Genomic DNA, 17,610 nt, shown 5'->3' on the forward strand with positions numbered 1-17,610 from the left:
GCTACATTGGTTTTTTTGAAGGATATGCAATGCCTGCAGAAGTTGCCGCCCCGTCTTCCGGCGCTCCCGGTTCCCCTCCATCGCCCGCTGCGCCCATCGCCTCCAACACCTCCACGTCCCACATCCGGCTGACCTCCCACGCGGGCGGCTTCGGCGCGCTGCCCCTGCACTGGGGCGCGGCCACGCCGGCCGAACGCGGGCCGGTGGTCGGCACCACCACCAAACGCAGCCACCGCAACGTCATCGGCACGCACAGCGGCTCCTACAGCGTCTACCGCGCGCTGGCCGTTGCCTCGGGCGCGCTGTCGGCCAAACACAAGGCCGACCTCACCAACACCTCACCGACCGACATCATCGGCCCCTACCCGCAGTGGAGCGAGCCCGGCCGCATCGCCGCCATGGACCCCTGGGGCGCGACGGTGGCCGACGTCTTCGCGGCCGAACTTGCCGCCGGCTACGACATACGCCCCACCATCGCGGTCACGCAGGCCCACGTCATCCTGCCCGAGGTGATCGAGGCGCTGCAGTCAGGGCGCCTGAAGGCCGACGGCAAATACCTCACGGCGGGCGGCGCGGCCATGGTCACCAAGGTTGCGGTCGAGCCGGTCTGGTACCTGCCCGAAGTCGCCCGGCGCTTCGGCTGCAGCGAAACCGACCTGCGCCGCGTGCTGTTTGAGGAAACCGGCGGCATGTACCCCGAACTCGTCACGCGCAGCGACCTCGAAGTCTTCCTGCCCCCTATCGGCGGCCTCACCGCCTACATCTTCGGCAAACCGCGCGACCTGGCCAACCCCGACATCGAACTCACGGCCCGCGTGCACGACGAGTGCAACGGCTCGGACGTCTTCGGCTCCGACATCTGCACCTGCCGGCCCTACCTCACGCATGCGATCGAGGAATGCATACAGGGCGCGCAGCGCGGCGGTGTCGGCCTGGTGTCCTACTTCCGCAAGGAAGGCCGGGCGCTCGGCGAGGTCACCAAGTTCCTGGTCTACAACGCCCGCAAGCGCCAGGTCGGCGGCGACACCGCCGACCAGTACTTCGCCCGCACCGAATGTGTGGCCGGCGTGCAGGACATGCGCTTCCAGGAGCTCATGCCCGACGTGCTGAACTGGTTGGGCATACGCAAAATCCACCGGCTGGTTTCCATGAGCAACATGAAATACGACGCCATCACGCGCGCCGGCATCGAGGTCGTCGAGCGCGTCAACATTCCCGACCACATGATTCCCGCCGACGCCCAGGTCGAGATGGACGCCAAGATGGCCGCCGGCTACTTCACGCCCGGCGCCGTGCCCGACGCCGAGGAACTCAAAAAAGCCAAGGGCCGGGGGCTGGATGCCTGAAGCAACTCTTCCCACCAACGCGGCCTACACCATCGCCGGCAACCTGCGCGGCATAGGCGCCGCGGCCGAACTGCGCTCCACCGCCACGATCCGCACCCGCGCACGGGCCCTGCTCGAACGCGCGCGCCGCGGCGAATCGGCCTGGTTCAGCATCAATGACGGCGCCTTGACGACGACCGCCGCGCTGGTCGCCGAAATCACCCGCGCCCGCTATCCGAGCCTGGACATCCCCTACCACTCGCGCTGGCGGCATTTCGAGGCCGGCGGCATCGACCGCCCGGCTTTGCTCAGCGAAGCGCTGGCCTCGGCCACGGCGGCCGGCCGCGCGCGCGCCCAGATCGACCTGGCGCTCATCAGCGTGCTGCTGGACGCCGGCGCCGGCCCGCAGTGGCGTTACCTGGAAGCCGCCCAGGGCGACCGGCCGGGCTGCGAATACAGCCGCTCCGAAGGCCTGGGCGTGGCGAGTTTCCATGCCTTCATGGGCGGCATGTTCTCCAGCGACCCGCAGTACCCGCTGCAGGCCGACGCGGCCGGCCTCAAGGCCGTCACGGCCGAACAACTGGCCGCCGCCTTCCAGGTCAGCGACAGCAACCCGCTGGTAGGCCTTGAAGGCCGCGCCGCGCTGCTGCGCCGCCTGGGCCAGGCCCTGCAGGACCAGCCCGCGCTCTTCGGCCCACGCGGCCGGCCGGGCCATTTGTTTGAAGTCCTGGTGCTGCCCGGCAAAACCGCCATCGAGGCGCATGAGCTGCTGTCCGTCCTGCTGACCGGCCTGTCGTCCATCTGGCCGGCGCAAAACCTGCTCGGCAACATCGCGCTCGGCGACTGCTGGCGCCACGCGGCGGCCGGCGAGGCCGACAGCGGCCCCAGCCAGGGCTGGATGCCCTTCCACAAGCTGTCGCAATGGCTGACCTATTCCCTGCTCGAGCCTTTTGAGTGGGCCGGTGTGCAGGTCAACGGGCTGGACGCCCTGACCGGCCTGCCCGAGTACCGCAACGGCGGCCTGTTCCTGGACGCCGGCGTGTTGCTGCTCAAGGACCCGGCCCAGGCCCAGCGCCTGCACGACGCCGGCGACGAACTCATCGTCGAATGGCGCGCGCTGACGGTGGCCCTGCTCGACGAACTCGCGCCGCTGGTGCGCGCGCAGTTAGGATTAACGGCCGAACAGATGCCGTTGGCCTGCGTGCTGGAAGGCGGCACCTGGGCCGCCGGCCGCGCACTGGCACAGCAATTGCATCAAGGTTTACCGCCCCTGAACATCGAAAGCGACGGTACGGTTTTCTGAAATTTCCCGATTCCCCGATTCCCTGAGATTCGACAGACACAAGAACAAAGAGGCACACATACATGACCACCCGTAGCGACAAAGTCCACCTGGTAGACCACCCCCTGGTGCAGCACAAGCTCACCCTGATGCGCCGCAAGGACGCCTCCACCAACACCTTCCGCACCCTGCTCAACGAGCTCAGCATGCTGATGGCCTATGAGGTCACGCGCGACATGCCCATGCAGGACATCGAGATCGAAACCCCGCTCGAGAAAACCACCTCCAAAGTCATAGACGGCAAGAAACTGGTCTTTGTTTCCATCCTGCGCGCCGGCAACGGCATCCTTGAAGGCATGCTCAGCGTGGTGCCCGGCGCCCGCGTGGGCCACGTGGGCCTGTACCGCGACCCGAAGACGCTGACGGCCGTCGAGTACTACTTCAAGATGCCGCACGACATGGAAGAGCGCGACATCGTCATCGTCGACCCCATGCTGGCCACCGGCAACTCGGCCATCGCAGCCGTCGAGCGGCTCAAGGAACTGAACCCCAAGTCCATCAAGTTCGTCTGCCTGCTGACCTGCCCCGAAGGCATCAAGGCCCTGCAGACCGCGCACCCTGACGTGCCTATCTACACGGCAGCCATTGACCGCGAGCTCAACAGCCACGGCTATATCCTGCCGGGCCTGGGCGACGCCGGCGACCGCATCTTCGGCACGAAATGAGCCCCCACGGTCGCTCACTGCGTGTAGCTCCCTGCCCCCCGAGGGGGCCGCTGCGCCTGCGGCCCGGCAAAGCCGGTTCCGCGGCCCCTGCTTGGAAAAGCGGGAACGGTGGTCTCTTGATTTCTTGCCGTTGTTTTTCCTGAACCTGAACCCACCAACCCGGAGAGTCCCATGTTTCAAGCCTCGCACTTCAAGCGCCGCCAACTCGTACTGCTGGCCACAGCCGCAGCCATCGCCCTGCCCGGCCTGGCTTTTGCCCAGGCCAAGACCAAGGTCGCCGCGCTCTACACCGTGCCTTTTGAGCAGCAATGGGTCAGCCGCCTGCACAAGGCGCTGAAAGCCGCCGAGGCTCGCGGCGAGATCGAATACAAGGCGACCGAGAACGTGTCGAATGCCGACTACGAACGTGTGATGCGCGAATACGCCACGGCCGGCAACACGCTGATCGTCGGCGAAGCCTTCGCCGTCGAGGCCGCAGCCCGCAAGGTCGCCAAGGATTTCCCCAAGGTGTCCTTCCTGATGGGCTCGTCCGGCAAGGTGCAGGCGCCCAATTTCTCGGTGTTCGACAACTACATCCAGGAGCCGGCCTACCTGAGCGGCATGATCGCCGGCGGCGTCACCAAGAGCAACAAGATCGGCATGGTCGGCGGTTTCCCGATTCCCGAAGTCAACCGCCTGATGAACGCCTTCATGGCCGGCGCAAAAGAAACCAACCCCAAGGTCGAGTTCAGCGTGAGCTTCATCAACAGCTGGTTTGACCCGCCGAAAGCCAAGGAAGCCGCGTTCGCGATGATCGACAAGGGCGCAGACGTGATGTACGCCGAGCGTTTCGGCGTGAGCGACGCCGCCAAGGAAAAAGGCAAGCTCGCCATCGGCAACGTCATCAACACGCAGGACAAATACCCCGACACCGTGGTCGCGTCCGCCCTGTGGAACATGGAGCCCAGCATCGACCGCGCCATCAAGCTGGTCAAAGAGGGCAAATTCAAGGCTGAGGACTACGGCCCGTATTCGATGATGAAGTACAAAGGCTCCGAACTCGCCCCGCTGGGCACCTTCGAGAAGAAGGTCCCGGCCGACATCGTCGCCAAGGTCAAGGCCAAAGAGAAAGACATCCTGGACGGCAAGGTCACCATCAAGGTCGACGACAGCCAGCCGAAGTCCACCGCCAAATAACCCTGAGCCCTGATCCGGGAAGCGCGCCGTATGCATTTTTTGTTTGACCTGCGGCGCGTGCTTCCGCCTCGGCTGGCGGCTTTTTTGTGTGCCGGCTTGCTGGCCTTCAGCCTCAGCGGCTGCGCCACCCGCGCGGCCACCGGTACACCGGTGCGGCTCGACGACACACCGCGCATCGCGGTGATGTCGGCGTTTGAACCCGAACTCACGCTGCTGCTGGCGCAGCTCCAGTCCCCGGTGCGGCACCGCATCAACGGCATCAGCTTCACCACCGGCACGCTGCAGGGCAAGCCGGCCGTGCTGTTCCTCTCGGGCATCAGCATGGTCAACGCGTCCATGAACACGCAACTCGCGCTGGACCGCTTCAACATCCACGGCATCGTCTTCAGCGGCATCGCCGGCGGTGTCGACCCCGGCCTGCACATCGGCGACGTCAGCGTGCCGGCCCGCTGGGGCCAGTACCTGGAGGTGCTGATGGCGCGCGAAACCGCGCCCGGTACATTCACCATCCCGCCGCGCATGGAGGCCCAGACCCTGGCGCCCTTCGGCATGCTGCATCCGCGCCCGGTGGAAACGCGCACGGCCGCCAGCCCGGCGCCGATGCGCAAGTTCTGGTTTGACGTCGACCCGCGCATGCTGGCCACCGCCCGCGGCCTGGGCCCCATCGCGCTGGAATCCTGCAACGCCGGCGTCTGCCTGACGCACAAGCCGCAGCTCCTGGTCGGTGGCAACGGCGTCTCCGGCCAGGCCTTTGTCGACAACGCGGCCTTCCGCGAATACACCTTCAAGACCTTTGAGGCCAATGTGCTCGACATGGAAACCGCCGCCGTCGGCATGGTGGCCTACAGCAACGGCGTGCCTTACATCGCCTTCCGCTCCCTCAGCGACCTGGCCGGCGGCGGCGAAGGCGCCAATGAGATGGTGACCTTCATGAACATCGCCGCCGACAACTCGGCCAAAGTGTTGCTGGCCTTCCTCCTGGCATGGACACCCTGATGGGGCTTTTTCACTCCCTCTTCCAGGCAGAGAAAAAGTAACACCGTGAGCACCGCCCCCGTCCTCCGCCTCACCGGCATCACCAAACGCTTCGGCCCCCTCGTTGCCAACGACGCGATTTCGCTGGAATTGCACGCCGGCGAAATCCTCGCGCTGCTCGGCGAAAACGGCGCCGGCAAGTCCACGCTGGTGTCCATACTCTTCGGCCACTACACCGCCGATGAAGGCAGTATCGAGATCTTCGGCAAGCCGCTGGCGCCCGGCAACCCGCGCGCGGCGCTCGAAGCCGGCATCGGCATGGTGCACCAGCATTTCACGCTGGCCGACAACCTCAGCGTGCTCGACAACGTGATGATGGGCAGCGAGCCGCTGTGGTTGCCCTTCTCGCGCCGTGGCGCCGCGCGCGCGAAACTGCTGGATGTGGCGCAGCGCTTCGGCCTGCCGGTCGCGCCCGAAGCCAAGGTCGGCAACCTCTCCGTCGGCGAGCGCCAGCGCGTCGAGATCCTCAAGGCGCTGTACCGCGGCGCGCGCATCCTCATCCTCGACGAACCCACGGCCGTGCTGACGCCGCAGGAAAGCGAAGCCCTGTTCGACACCCTGGGCCAGATGGTGGCCCAAGGGCTTTCCATCATCTTTATCAGCCACAAGCTCGGCGAAGTCCTGCGCGTGTCGCAGCGCGTGGCCGTGCTGCGCGGCGGCAAGCTGGTGGCCCAGGCCCCGGCGGCCGGCACCAGCCAGGCGCAGCTTGCGCAGTGGATGGTGGGCCATGCGGTCACGGCCGCGCAGCGCCGGCCCGCGATAGCCACAGGCACTGCGGTATGTACGCTGGACGGCGTCAGCACGGCCGACGCCGGGCGCGACCGCCTGGACGATGTCTCGCTGCAACTCAAGGCCGGCGAGATCGTCGCGATTGCCGGCGTCTCGGGCAACGGCCAGCTCGCGCTGGCCGAACTGCTGTGCGGCACACGCGCCGCAAGCCGGGGCACGGTGAGCTTCCTGGGCCGGCCCCTGAAGGCCTCGCCCGCCTGGCTGGTCACGCAAGGCGTGGCGCGCATCCCCGAAGACCGGCATGGCGTCGGTGTGGTCGGCGACCTCAGCGTCTGGGAAAACGCCGTGTCCGAGCGCCTGCGCAGCCCGGCGTTTTCCAAAGCGTTATGGGTCAAGCGCCAGGCCGCGCAAGCGCATGCGGCGCGCATCGTGCGCGAGTTCGACGTGCGCGGCGGCGGGCCGCACACGGCGGCGCGTTCGCTGTCGGGAGGCAATATGCAAAAGCTGATCCTCGGGCGCGCGCTGGTGGCCCCCTCAGCCGAAGCCGCACCGCCGCCCCCCAAACTCATCGTCGCCCACCAACCCACCTGGGGCCTGGACATAGGCGCCGTCGCCTATGTGCAGCAGCAACTGATCGCCGCGCGCGACGCCGGCGCGGCGGTGCTGGTGATCTCCGACGACCTCGACGAAGTCATGGCGCTGGGCGACCGCGTGGCCGTGATGCACGCGGGCCGGCTCACCGACGCCTTGCCGGGCGAGGCCTGGACGCGGGAAGCGATTGGCCTGGCGATGGCCGGCGCCGAAACCGCACACGAGGTGCCGGCATGAGGCTTGAGAAGCGCACCGAGGTCTCCAAACTCGCCCTGCTGCTGGCCCCCATGGGCGCGATCGCCTTCACCCTGCTCGTCAGCGCGCTGCTGGTGTTGTGGGCCGGCGCCCCACTGGGGCAGACCTACAGCCTGCTGTTCAAGGGCGGCTTTGGTTCGGTCTTTGCGCTCAGCGAAACCCTGACCCGCGCCGTCCCGCTCATCCTCACCGGCCTGGCCGCCACCGTGGCCTTCAAGGCGCGGCTCTTCAACATAGGCGCCGAAGGCCAGCTCTATGCCGGCGCGCTGGCCGCCGTGGCCGTGGGCGGCCTGCATGGCGGCACGGGTTTTGAGCTGCCCGTCTGGCTGCTGTTCGGCCTCATGATGCTGGCCGCCGCGCTGGCCGGCGCCCTGCTGCTGCTGGGCCCGGCCCTGCTGAAAGCGCGACTCGGCGTCGACGAGGTCGTCACCACCCTGCTGCTCAACTTCGTGATGCTGCTGTTTGTCTCGGCCATGCTGGACGGCCCCATGAAAGACCCGACCGCCATGGGCTGGCCGCAAAGCGTGGCGCTGCTGGGCGACCTGGAGCTGTCCAAGCTGGTCGAGCAGACGCGCATCCACACCGGCCTGTTCTGGGCCTGCGGCCTGGCCGTGGCGCTGTGGGCCTTGCTCAAATACACGGTGCTGGGTTTTGACATACGCGCCATGGGCGCCAACACCAAAGCCGCCGCCTTTGCCGGCGTGCCCGTCACCCGTACCGTGGTGCTGGTCGCCCTGCTCTCGGGCGCGCTCGCAGGCCTGGCCGGCGCCATCGAGGTGGCAGGCCGCACCAGCTACGTCACGCTGGACATGTCGCCCGGCTATGGCTACACCGGCATCGTCATCGCCATGCTGGCCGCGCTCAACCCGCTGGGCGTGATGGCAGCCGCCGTGTTTGTGGCCGGCGTGCTGGTAGGCGCCGACACCATGAGCCGCGCGGTCGGCGTGCCCACCTATATCGCGGATGTGATCGTCGCGGCTTCGCTGATTTCGGTGCTGGTAGCGACCTTGATGACGCAGTACAGGGTGATGTGGAAGGCCAGAAAAGCATGAAACCTGCCGCCACATCCGCAAGCAAAGAATCTTGCTCCTTCTCCCTCCGGGAGAAGGTTGGGATGAGGGTTCCCCGCTTCCGGACCCCGAATCCTCTCCTTCCCCCGCTGGGGGAAGGCCGGCATGGGGGCCGGCGGCCTCAACACCGCAGCCGGCCCCCATCCCGGCCCTCCCCCAGCGGGGGAGGGAGTTTGCCGGGAGGACATCGCCCATGACGGAGATGCTCGATATTCTTGCAGCCGCGCCTTTCTGGATCGCGGTATTACGCATCGCCACCCCGCTGATCCTCGGCACACTCGGCGTGCTGCTCTGCGAGCGCGCCGGCGTGCTCAACCTCGGCATCGAAGGCATCATGGTGGCAGGCGCCTTCAGCGGCTGGCTGGCCGTCTACGCCGGCGCGCCGCTGTGGGCCGGCGTGGGTGTGGCCGCGCTGACCGGCGCGGTATTCGGCCTGTTGCACGCCTTCCTCACCGTCGGCCTGGCACTGTCGCAGCACGTCGCGGGCCTGGGCATCACCTTGCTGGCGACTTCGCTGAGCTACTACGGCTACCGCGTGAGCTTCCCCAAGGTCGACACCCCACCCACCGTCACGCCCTTCGCGCCCATGCACTGGCTGGACGGCACGGGTTTGAACGTGCTGGCCGCGCAAACCCCGCTCACCCTGCTGGCCCTGGCCCTGGTGCCGCTGATCGCCTGGTTCCTCTACCGCACGCCGGCCGGCCTGGCCGTGCGCATGGTTGGCGAGAACCCGCAGGCCGCCGAAGGCCAGGGCGTCTCGGTCGCGGCCACACGCACCGCCGCCATCGTCGCCGGCTCGGCCCTCATGGGCGTGGCCGGCTCCTTCCTCACGCTCTCGGCCTTCAACGCCTTCTTCTTCAACATGGTCAACGGCCGCGGCTGGGTCTGCGTGGCACTCGTCGTGTTCGCCTCCTGGCGGCCCGGCAAGGCGCTGCTGGGTGCTTTGCTCTTTGCGTTCTTTGACGCGCTGCAGCTGCGCCTGCAAACGGCGGGCCTGGTCAACGTGCCCTACCAGCTGTATTTGATGCTGCCCTACCTGCTGTCCATCCTGGCGCTGGTGCTGGTGGCGCGCAAGGCGGCGTATCCTCAGGCGCTGATGAAACCGTATCGCAAGGGTGAGCGCTGATGCGCAGCCGCCAACCGGAAAGCGCCGACCCGGCTTTCCTCAATGAAAAAACCGCACGCAAGCAGGCGGAGCGGCAGCTCCTGCGGGACGCCATGAGCGGCGGCGTGGAAGCCGCCCCCATCGAATGGGCGCCCGGCAATGCCATCCCGCCGGCCTTGCTGGCCAGCCCGCGCATCCGGTTGCGCCCCTGGACGGACGCCGACCGCGAACCGTTTGCCGCCATGACGGCCGACCCGGAAGTCATGCGGCACTTTCCGGCGCTGCTGACCCGCGAAGAGAGCGACGCCTGGATAGACCGCATGATGCGCAAGATCAGCGAGCGCGGCTGGGGATTCTGGGCGCTCGACTACACCAGCGAGACGGCGCCGGCGCCGCAATTCGCCGGCTTCACCGGCCTCAACATCCCCGACCCGGAACTGCCCTTCGGCCCCTGCGTGGAAGTGGGCTGGCGGCTCGCACCGAAGTTCTGGGGCCTGGGCCTGGCCAGCGAGGCGGCACGCCTGTCCCTGCGCGCGGGTTTTGAATCGCTGGGACTGGAAGAGATCGTCGCGGTCACGACCTTGCGCAACACCCGCTCGCGCGCCGTCATGCAGCGCCTGGGCATGCAGGAAAGCGTTGCCGACGAATTCGATCACCCGGCTTTCCCGGCCGGCAACCCCGAACGGCGCTGCTGCATTTACCGCCTGCCCCGCGAAAACTGGTCCGCGAACCCGCAAAATCGCCGCTGAAAGGCTCACCCCATGCTAGACCTGCTCATCCAGAACGCCACCCTCCCCGACGGCCGCGCCGGCATGTCCATCGCCGTGCAAAACGGCAAGATCACCGCCGTCGAAGCCGGCCTGCAGGCACCCGCCCGTGAAACCATAGACGCCGCCGGCTACCTGCTGAGCCCGCCCTTCGTCGACCCCCATTTCCACATGGACGCCACGCTGAGCTACGGCCTGCCGCGCGTCAATGAAAGCGGCACGCTGCTCGAAGGCATCGCGCTGTGGGGTGAACTCAAACCGCTGCTCAAGGCCGAAGCCATCATCGAACGCGCCCTCGCCTACTGCGACTGGGCCGTCGCCAAGGGCTTGCTGGCCATCCGCAGCCATGTCGACACCAGCGACGCCAGCCTGTTGGCGGTGGACGCCTTGCTTGAAGTCAAAAAGCAGGTCGCGCCTTACATAGACCTGCAACTCGTCGCCTTCCCGCAGGACGGCGTGCTGCGCACCCCCGGCGGCATCAACAACCTGGAGCGCGCGCTCGACAAGGGCGTTGACGTGGTCGGCGGCATCCCGCACTTTGAACGCACCATGGCCGACGGCGCCACCAGCGTGAAGCTGCTCTGCGACATCGCCGCCGAACGCGGCCTGCTGGTCGACATGCACTGCGACGAATCCGACGACCCGCTGTCGCGCCACATCGAAACCCTGGCCTGTGAAACCCAGCGCCTGGGCCTGCACGGCCGCGTCAACGGCAGCCACTGCACCTCCATGCACAGCATGGACAACTACTACGTCAGCAAGCTGCTGCCGCTTATCGCCGAAAGCGGCGTCAGCGTCATCGCCAACCCCCTGATCAACATCACGCTGCAAGGCCGCCATGACAGCTACCCCAAACGCCGCGGCATGACCCGCGTGCCCGAACTCATGGCGGCCGGCGTCAACGTCGCCTTCGGCCACGACTGCGTGATGGACCCCTGGTACGGCATGGGCAGCGCCGACATGCTCGAAGTCGCCCACATGGGCCTGCACGTGGCGCAGATGACCAGCCAGAAAGGCATACGCGCCTGCTTCGACGCGGTGACGGTCAACGCCGCCAGGGTCATGCACCTGCACGGCTATGGGCTGGAGGTGGGTTGTGACGCGAGTTTTGTGCTGCTGCAGGCGCGGGATCCGGTGGAGGCGATTCGTTTGCGGGCCAACCGGCTGAAGGTGTGGAAGAAAGGGCAGCTGCTGGCCGAGACACCGGAGGTTTCCGCCCAACTGCAGTTGCCGGGGCGGCTGCCCTCTACCCGTTTTATGCTTTCCCGTTAAACCCCATGCCCGGCAACCGGCCTGGGCAGTGAACTTCAAGGTAAAAGTGCAAAACACCACTTTTACCTTGAAGAACCAGGCGCGATCCGCATGAACTCCCAACAAGCCGCACAACTGCTGACAGCCGCCCGAAGCGGCGGGCCCGCCGTACCTTGGTGCGACATCGTGCCAACCGACCGCGCCGGCGCCTACGCCATCCAGGACGCCACGCTAGCAGCCATAGGCCCCATTGCCGGCTGGAAGGTAGGCGCCAAAGGCCTGCACGCCGAGCCGCATTGCGCACCGCTGCCCGCCTCGGGCATCCACGCCTCGGGCGCCACGCTCACAGGCCCCGCCTGGCGATGGCGCTGCGTTGAGGTGGAAGTGGCTTTCCGGCTGGGCCGCGACCTGGATCCCCAGGGCAGCTTGCTGTCGCCTGCAGAACTGGCCGACGCATTCGACGCCGTGTTGCCGGCGATCGAGGTGGTGGAAAGCCGGCTCGCTGACGGCCAGACTGCCAACCCGCTGGCGCAGCTGGCCGACCTGCAATGCCATGGCGCGTTGGTGCTGGGCAGTCCGTCGGCGTTAACGTCTGCGCATGTTGACTTGCGTACCCTTGAGGCCTCGTTGAGCTTTGGTTCGACATCTGCTGCCCACACCCACGGCGGCAATCCGGCGCAAGACGTCTGGCGCCTGCTATCGTGGCTGACGCTGCACTGCGCCCGTCGCGGCCAGCCGCTTAGGGCGGGCCAGATCGTGACCACCGGGTCATGTACCGGCCTGCTGGCCGCGCCCGTGGATGTGACCGTGCATGGTGAAATAAGGGGAGTCGGCGCGGTGGAATTGCGTTTTGAACCTCCGGTGCGATAGCCCATCAACCAATAAAACCAGTCAAGAGTAGCCCGTGAATTCATCGATTGCCCATGCCGAACTCATCGCCACTTTCAGGAGGGCGCAGGCCGAGGCGGCCCACAAATTCGGACTGATCAAAACGGTTGCCACCAAAGGCCCCAAGGCGATCCAGATGGCCGTGGAGACGGCGGACAAAGCCGCAAAACGCAGGGATGCCTACGCCAAAAAGCTCGCGGCGCTCGGGGTGGACCTCAAGGATTAGCCGTACCCGGTTGCGGATAATCGGGATTTGGAAAGAAAACCGATGGACATGGAACCCGAAGAACCGGAAGACCAGGAAGAAGCGGAGCCGATGGAGGAATACGTCCCCGGTGTCGCCAACGGCCGGCACTATATGGCCAGGCTGTGCCATCTGCCTGACGGCCCCTGGTACATCGATGTCATTCACGTTGAATCGCTGCCGCCCTTGCATGACAGCGACGACAGGACCTGGCCCACGCGCGAGGAGGCAGTCGAGGCGGCAAACAAGCTGGTGGCCGATCTGGCGCACTGACCTCTTGCTCCTTCCCCCGCTGGGGGAAGGAGTAAAAAAAAACAAGTCGCATGCCGGCGCGCGAATGTAACGCCCTGTCAATACCCTTGCAGTCCATGCAAGCAGCGCCATCTGCGTGCCAGCGGCCCGCCGGGCCTGCACCTTCAGCCAAGGAGTTTTCATGTTCAAACGCCTGACTTTGCTCTGGGTCCTGGTACGCGGCGATGCGCGGCGGCTGTGGACGGCCCTGCGCCACCCCGAAGCGCCCGCCTGGCTGAAATGGGGCACCGCGGCGATTGCGCTCTACCTGTTCTCCCCCATCGATCTCATCCCCGACGTCCTGCCCATCATCGGCATCGCCGACGACCTGGTGCTGGTTCCCCTGGCGATCCGCTGGCTGCTGAACCGCCTGCCGCCCGGGATCGCCGATCCCGTGGCCAAACCCCGGGAATGAACGCAACCCGCCACGCTTTCCATTGATGACTACCCGCCCCACTTCACTGGCCATCGCGCTCCCTTCCGGCGCAACCGTTTCCGGCCTGCTCCAGAAGCCGGCCGGCGCCAAAGCCTGCTACGTGTTCGCCCACGGCGCCGGCGCGGACATGAACCACACCTTCATGGCGTCCATCGCCCAGGGGCTCGCCGAACGCGGCATCGCCAGCCTGCGCTTCAATTTCCCGTTCATGGAGCAAGGCTCCAAACGCCCGGACTCCCCCGCCGTCGCGCATGCGGCAATCCGGGCAGCGGTTGCTGAAGCGGTGCGGCAGCTGCCCGGCGTGCCGCTGTTTGCCGGCGGCAAATCCTACGGCGGGCGCATGAGCACGCAGGCGCAGGCGGCCGAGCCCTTGCCGGGCGTAAAGGGCCTTGTGCTGGTAGGCTTTCCCCTGCACCCGGCCGGCAAGCCTTCCACCGAACGCGCCGAGCACCTGGCGGGCGTCAAGCTGCCCATGCTGTTTCTGCAAGGCACGCGCGACGCCCTCGCCGACCTGGACCTGGTCACGCAGACCACGGCAAGCCTCGGCAAAAAGGCCACTCTGCACATCGTGGACGGCGCCGACCACGCCTTTCATGTGCTGGTGCGCTCAGGCCGCACCGATGCGCAGGTGCGCGACGAACTGCTGGACACCATGGCCACCTGGATGGCGAAACGCTAGCGTTGGAACAGGGTCATCAGCGACCGGACGATGGCGCCTTACGCCGTCACCAGCCTGGCGGGCACAGCCGGCTCTTTCTCCTGCACCACCGCATATTCCACCGCCAGCCGCAGCATCGTGGGCGTGACGTAGTGGCGGTGCACATAGTCAATCGCCGCCATGTAAAACCGGCCGAAGAAATTCTTGCAATGCACCCGCGTGCCCAGCATCACGTCGACATGGTGCTTGTCGACGATTTCCACGCTGACGCAGGACCTGAACAGCAGGTGTTTGTCGTTGGCGCCCAGGATGACCTGCGCCTTGGTGTCGGCTGAATTGATGCTTTGGCCCAGCACCGGGTAGCGGTTGGCAAACAGGTTGCTGGTGTCCGGCGACAGCAACGACGACACCGGGCAGCCCAGGGGCGAGGTGCGCAGGCCCAGGGGTTTGACCAGCACGTTGCGCAGCGCCATGAGGTTGGAAACACCGCTGGGCGCATTGAGCAAAAAGCCTTCCAGCACCGTAGCCAGGAGCTGGGTGGCGCTGGTATGGCTGAAGTTGGTGCCGGTCACGCGCAGGCGGAAGGTGTCCTCATGGTGCACGCGCAGTTCCGTCAGTTGCTGAAGCAACAGTGAATTGGCCGGCGGGCTGCCGAGTTCCTTCACACTGCGGGCCGACCCACCGTGCGACAAAAAACCCGAGGCCCCTTTCCACGAACCCCACAAACCCCGCATCACGCCCGCACCACTGCGCACGGTGTTGCAGACCACCCGATGGAAGGTTCCGGGCGGAGCATCCAGCGACAAGGTCGTGGTCGGCACGGCATCGGCCTTGAAGTCCCTGGCCTGAAGAAGCGCTTTCACCGCATCGGGCAACAGTTCCGTCAGCGACGGGATGCTGGCCTCGTTGGCAAGCACCTGTTCCTTCAAGGCCTGCGGCAGATTGCCGCCCAGCTCATTGGTATGGCAAGACAGCGCGAAAAACACCGGGTGCAGGGAGTTGCGTGACAGCGGGGAGAACTGGTGCCAGGTCTCCCCGCCGAAGCGCACGGTGAACAGGCAGTCCGGCGGGATGTTCACAAAGCGCAGCGCGCGGATGAAGTTGTGCGGGTCTTCCTGGATCTGCTGCTCCGACGCGCTGGAGAAACGCAGCTGGGCGCCGCCGCTGCCCGACACCGCGGTGAAGATGCGGTGGCCCGCATGGCGGTGAAACGGGTGCCCCTTGGGCCCGACCACAAAGGAGTACAGCGAGGTGGCGTCGCCCTTGGGGAAGTTCGTCCCGCCCAGCTTGGCCGAAGGCTCATCGAGTTCATCGACAAACGCGCTGTGCTGCCGCTGCCTGGACGCCACGCTGGCAAACAGGTGGTTGCCGGCGCCGTGCCCGATCTGGGCAATCAAGGACACCTCCACCGCCAACCCGCCGGATTCCGACGGAATGCGGACTGATGGAAACGTGCCAACGACCTGCGTGAGATTCAACATGAAAGTCCCTCCTGGTTGTTACTTTGCTTTTTGCGTTTTGGCGGCGGCGCGTTCCCGTTTCAGGGGCCGCGCCACCGGGCACAGTTCAAAGGCGTAGCCCGTGAGGCTGTTGACCAGGCTGTCGCCGTTGAGCTTGTAAAGCACAAACTGGCCGCTGCGCTCGCTGGTCACCAGGCCGGCGTTTTCAAGCACCGACAGGTGGCGCGAAATGGCCGGCGTGCTCATGGCAAAGCGCTCGGCCAGCTCGGTGGTACTGAGCTCTTTCTCGGTGAGATAGGCCAGGATCTGGCGCCTGGGGCCCGATGCGAGCGCTTCAAAGATCTTGTCGAGGGAGGCAGTCATTGACTTATTAACTTATTTGTTAATTACTTTATTCAACCCGGCTGGCCGTGTCAAGCATGGGTGTGGAAAACACACGGCATAAACCTGACCACCTTCAGGCGTCTCTGCTGACAGCCTTTGGGCGCCCCTGGCCGCAGACTGGCGCCATAACCCGAAAGTCCCTCATGCCACTCCATTCCCATCCATCCCCGCGCCCCGCATCGTCCCATCTCTCCCGCCGCACCCTGGTCGCCGCCCTGTGCTTCACAGGCCTGGGCCTGGCCGGCCATGGCGCCTGGGCTGCCAAGCCGAAAGCCAAGGCTGCCGCCAATGCGCCCTTCGACATGGAAAGCTTCAACAACGCCACCGACGCGCCCTTGCTGCGCAGCGGCAGCAGCGGCGCGGCCGTGGCGCGGGCGCAGATCATGCTGGACAGGGCCTGGTTTTCCTGCGGCGAGATCGACGGGCGTTTTGCCGCCAACATGCAGCGCATGGTCAAGGCCTACCAGACGGCGCACGACCTCAAGGTGACCGGCACCGTCACCGCCGAAACCTGGACTTCGCTGCGCAAGGACGGGGCGCCGCTGCTGACGACTTACACCGTGACCGACAAGGACGCCGCCGGCCCGTTTGAGAAAACGCCCGTCGCGATGGACGAGCGCGCCAGGATGAAGGCGCTGGTCTACGAGTCGCTCGACGAAGCCCTGGCGGAAAAATTCCACACCAGCACCGGCTACCTGCAGCAGCTCAACGCCGGCGCAAAGATCGAGGGCGGCAAGCCGATCACCGTGCCCAACGTCGCGGCCAGCGCCACGCCGACCAGCGCGGCCTCCATCGAGATCGACAAGTCCGAGCGCGTGCTCTATGTGCTGGACACCGCCCAGCGCCTGGTCGCGGGTTTCCCCATCAGCATCGGCAATGAAAAGAACGACCCGCTGCCGCTGGGCATGATGGCCATCAAGAACGAAGTCAAGAACCCCGGCTTCACCTACGACCCCGCCCTCCTCAAAACCGCGCCCAAGGATGCGCAGAAGGTAGACATTGCGGCCGGCCCCAACAACCCCGTCGGCAGCATCTGGCTGGGCCTGACCAAACCGCACTGGGGCATACACGGCACGCCCAACCCCTCCAACGTCGGCCACTCCGAAACCAATGGCTGCATCCACATGACCAACTGGGACGCCGAGCGCCTCTCCACCCTGGCCAAGGCCGGCTTCAAAGTGAACGTCAAGGCTTGATGGCTTACCCAAATGCCCGGCTGAAGAAAACGGCGCTGGCCGTGTGCGCACTGCTGGCTGTCGCGGCCGGCGTGATGCTGGGCACACGCAAGGACGAGCCGGCGACGCAGGTGGTGCAGCCCGCTGCAGTGCCGGCCAGTCATGCGCTGGTGCCGCGTGTACCGCAGGCCGACAAGCCAATGCCCGTGGTCCAGGTCGTCGAGAGCACCACGCCCTCGCCCACTCTTTCGCCACCCGCATCACCCACATTTGTGGCAGGCGACGATTCAGACATCCCCCAGCTGCGCCAGCGCACCCTCACGCTTCCCGTGCAAGGCGTCACGCCGGCCCAGCTCAGCGACACCTACACCCAGTCGCGCGCGGCCGGCGCGCCGCATGAGGCCATCGACATCATGAGCGCGCGCGGCACGCCCGTGTTCGCGGTCGAAGACGGCAAGGTCGCCAAGCTGTTCCTGAGCAAGCCCGGCGGCATCACGATTTACCAGTTCGACCCGGGCAGCCAGTACGCCTATTACTACGCCCACCTGGACCGCTATGCCGACGGCCTGGCCGAAGGCGCAAGCCTGCGCAAGGGTCAGGTGATCGGCTATGTCGGCAGCACCGGCAATGCCTCACCCGACGCACCGCACCTGCACTTCGCGATCTTCAAGCTGGGCCCGGAAAAGCAATGGTGGCGCGGCACGCCGCTGAACCCCTACCTGGTCTGGCGCGACCCCAAACCCTGACCCTGACGCTGGCAGAG

Annotated in this window: 19 protein-coding genes; 17 read left to right on the plus strand and 2 right to left on the minus strand. The window is 66.3% G+C overall.

Features of this window, described 5'->3' with window-relative positions; all coding sequences use genetic code 11:
* Positions 1-29 precede the first annotated feature (29 nt).
* The 15 genes from ACLV8F_RS00455 to ACLV8F_RS00525 all read left to right on the plus strand — a co-directional run bounded on the left by ACLV8F_RS00455 (position 30) and on the right by ACLV8F_RS00525 (position 13,849).
* Entirely contained in the window at positions 30-1,346 is a 1,317-nt protein-coding gene (locus ACLV8F_RS00455) for a GTP cyclohydrolase II (protein WP_411882281.1), read from the plus strand.
* Complete coding sequence (locus ACLV8F_RS00460) at positions 1,339-2,628, plus strand: URC4/urg3 family protein (protein ID WP_411882282.1); 1,290 nt, start codon at positions 1,339-1,341, stop codon at positions 2,626-2,628. Before ACLV8F_RS00455 ends, ACLV8F_RS00460 begins: the two co-directional genes overlap by 8 nt.
* A gap of 62 nt (positions 2,629-2,690) precedes the next feature.
* Positions 2,691-3,332: a uracil phosphoribosyltransferase gene (upp, locus tag ACLV8F_RS00465; protein WP_411882283.1), complete on the plus strand. Its 642-nt coding sequence runs from the start codon at positions 2,691-2,693 to the stop codon at positions 3,330-3,332.
* 171 nt (positions 3,333-3,503) lie between these two features.
* The gene (locus ACLV8F_RS00470) at positions 3,504-4,508 is read left to right on the plus strand and encodes a BMP family protein (protein WP_411882284.1); all 1,005 of its coding nucleotides are present in this window, start codon (positions 3,504-3,506) and stop codon (positions 4,506-4,508) included.
* A 30-nt stretch (positions 4,509-4,538) separates the two neighbouring features.
* Complete coding sequence (locus ACLV8F_RS00475) at positions 4,539-5,504, plus strand: 5'-methylthioadenosine/S-adenosylhomocysteine nucleosidase (protein WP_411882285.1); 966 nt, start codon at positions 4,539-4,541, stop codon at positions 5,502-5,504.
* Between the two features lie 45 nt (positions 5,505-5,549).
* Positions 5,550-7,100, plus strand: coding sequence for an ABC transporter ATP-binding protein (locus ACLV8F_RS00480; protein ID WP_411882286.1), 1,551 nt, complete (start codon positions 5,550-5,552; stop codon positions 7,098-7,100).
* Complete coding sequence (locus tag ACLV8F_RS00485) at positions 7,097-8,170, plus strand: ABC transporter permease (RefSeq protein WP_411882287.1); 1,074 nt, start codon at positions 7,097-7,099, stop codon at positions 8,168-8,170. The genes ACLV8F_RS00480 and ACLV8F_RS00485 overlap by 4 nt, the downstream gene beginning before the upstream one ends.
* A gap of 211 nt (positions 8,171-8,381) precedes the next feature.
* Entirely contained in the window at positions 8,382-9,314 is a 933-nt protein-coding gene (locus tag ACLV8F_RS00490; RefSeq protein ID WP_411882288.1) for an ABC transporter permease, read from the plus strand.
* A gap of 92 nt (positions 9,315-9,406) precedes the next feature.
* Positions 9,407-10,042: a GNAT family N-acetyltransferase gene (locus ACLV8F_RS00495; RefSeq protein WP_411882396.1), complete on the plus strand. Its 636-nt coding sequence runs from the start codon at positions 9,407-9,409 to the stop codon at positions 10,040-10,042.
* Between the two features lie 12 nt (positions 10,043-10,054).
* Positions 10,055-11,332: an amidohydrolase family protein gene (locus ACLV8F_RS00500; RefSeq protein WP_411882289.1), complete on the plus strand. Its 1,278-nt coding sequence runs from the start codon at positions 10,055-10,057 to the stop codon at positions 11,330-11,332.
* 90 nt (positions 11,333-11,422) lie between these two features.
* A complete protein-coding gene (locus ACLV8F_RS00505) occupies positions 11,423-12,181 on the plus strand; it encodes a 2-keto-4-pentenoate hydratase (RefSeq protein ID WP_411882290.1) in 759 nt (252 codons plus the stop codon).
* Positions 12,182-12,215: 34 nt separating this feature from the next.
* A complete protein-coding gene (locus tag ACLV8F_RS00510) occupies positions 12,216-12,425 on the plus strand; it encodes a hypothetical protein (protein WP_411882291.1) in 210 nt (69 codons plus the stop codon).
* A 42-nt stretch (positions 12,426-12,467) separates the two neighbouring features.
* Complete coding sequence (locus ACLV8F_RS00515; protein ID WP_411882292.1) at positions 12,468-12,716, plus strand: hypothetical protein; 249 nt, start codon at positions 12,468-12,470, stop codon at positions 12,714-12,716.
* A 160-nt stretch (positions 12,717-12,876) separates the two neighbouring features.
* Positions 12,877-13,149, plus strand: a complete 273-nt coding sequence (locus ACLV8F_RS00520; RefSeq protein WP_411882293.1) for a YkvA family protein — start codon at positions 12,877-12,879, stop codon at positions 13,147-13,149.
* A 25-nt stretch (positions 13,150-13,174) separates the two neighbouring features.
* Positions 13,175-13,849, plus strand: coding sequence for an alpha/beta family hydrolase (locus ACLV8F_RS00525; protein WP_411882294.1), 675 nt, complete (start codon positions 13,175-13,177; stop codon positions 13,847-13,849).
* A gap of 38 nt (positions 13,850-13,887) precedes the next feature.
* On the opposite strand, the gene ACLV8F_RS00530 is transcribed toward ACLV8F_RS00525, so the two are convergent.
* Both ACLV8F_RS00530 and ACLV8F_RS00535 read right to left on the minus strand, forming a co-directional pair.
* Positions 13,888-15,309, minus strand: a complete 1,422-nt coding sequence (locus ACLV8F_RS00530) for a DUF2867 domain-containing protein (protein ID WP_411882295.1) — start codon at positions 15,307-15,309, stop codon at positions 13,888-13,890.
* 18 nt (positions 15,310-15,327) lie between these two features.
* Positions 15,328-15,651: a metalloregulator ArsR/SmtB family transcription factor gene (locus ACLV8F_RS00535; protein ID WP_411882296.1), complete on the minus strand. Its 324-nt coding sequence runs from the start codon at positions 15,649-15,651 to the stop codon at positions 15,328-15,330.
* Positions 15,652-15,815: 164 nt separating this feature from the next.
* On the opposite strand from ACLV8F_RS00535, the gene ACLV8F_RS00540 reads away from it, so the two are divergent.
* Complete coding sequence (locus tag ACLV8F_RS00540; RefSeq protein WP_411882297.1) at positions 15,816-16,868, plus strand: L,D-transpeptidase family protein; 1,053 nt, start codon at positions 15,816-15,818, stop codon at positions 16,866-16,868.
* Positions 16,868-17,593, plus strand: a complete 726-nt coding sequence (locus ACLV8F_RS00545; RefSeq protein WP_411882298.1) for a M23 family metallopeptidase — start codon at positions 16,868-16,870, stop codon at positions 17,591-17,593. The genes ACLV8F_RS00540 and ACLV8F_RS00545 overlap by 1 nt, the downstream gene beginning before the upstream one ends.
* Positions 17,594-17,610: the final 17 nt, after the last annotated feature.

This window comes from Polaromonas sp. YR568, assembly GCF_943369675.1.
In the GTDB taxonomy this organism is placed as follows: domain Bacteria; phylum Pseudomonadota; class Gammaproteobacteria; order Burkholderiales; family Burkholderiaceae_C; genus Polaromonas.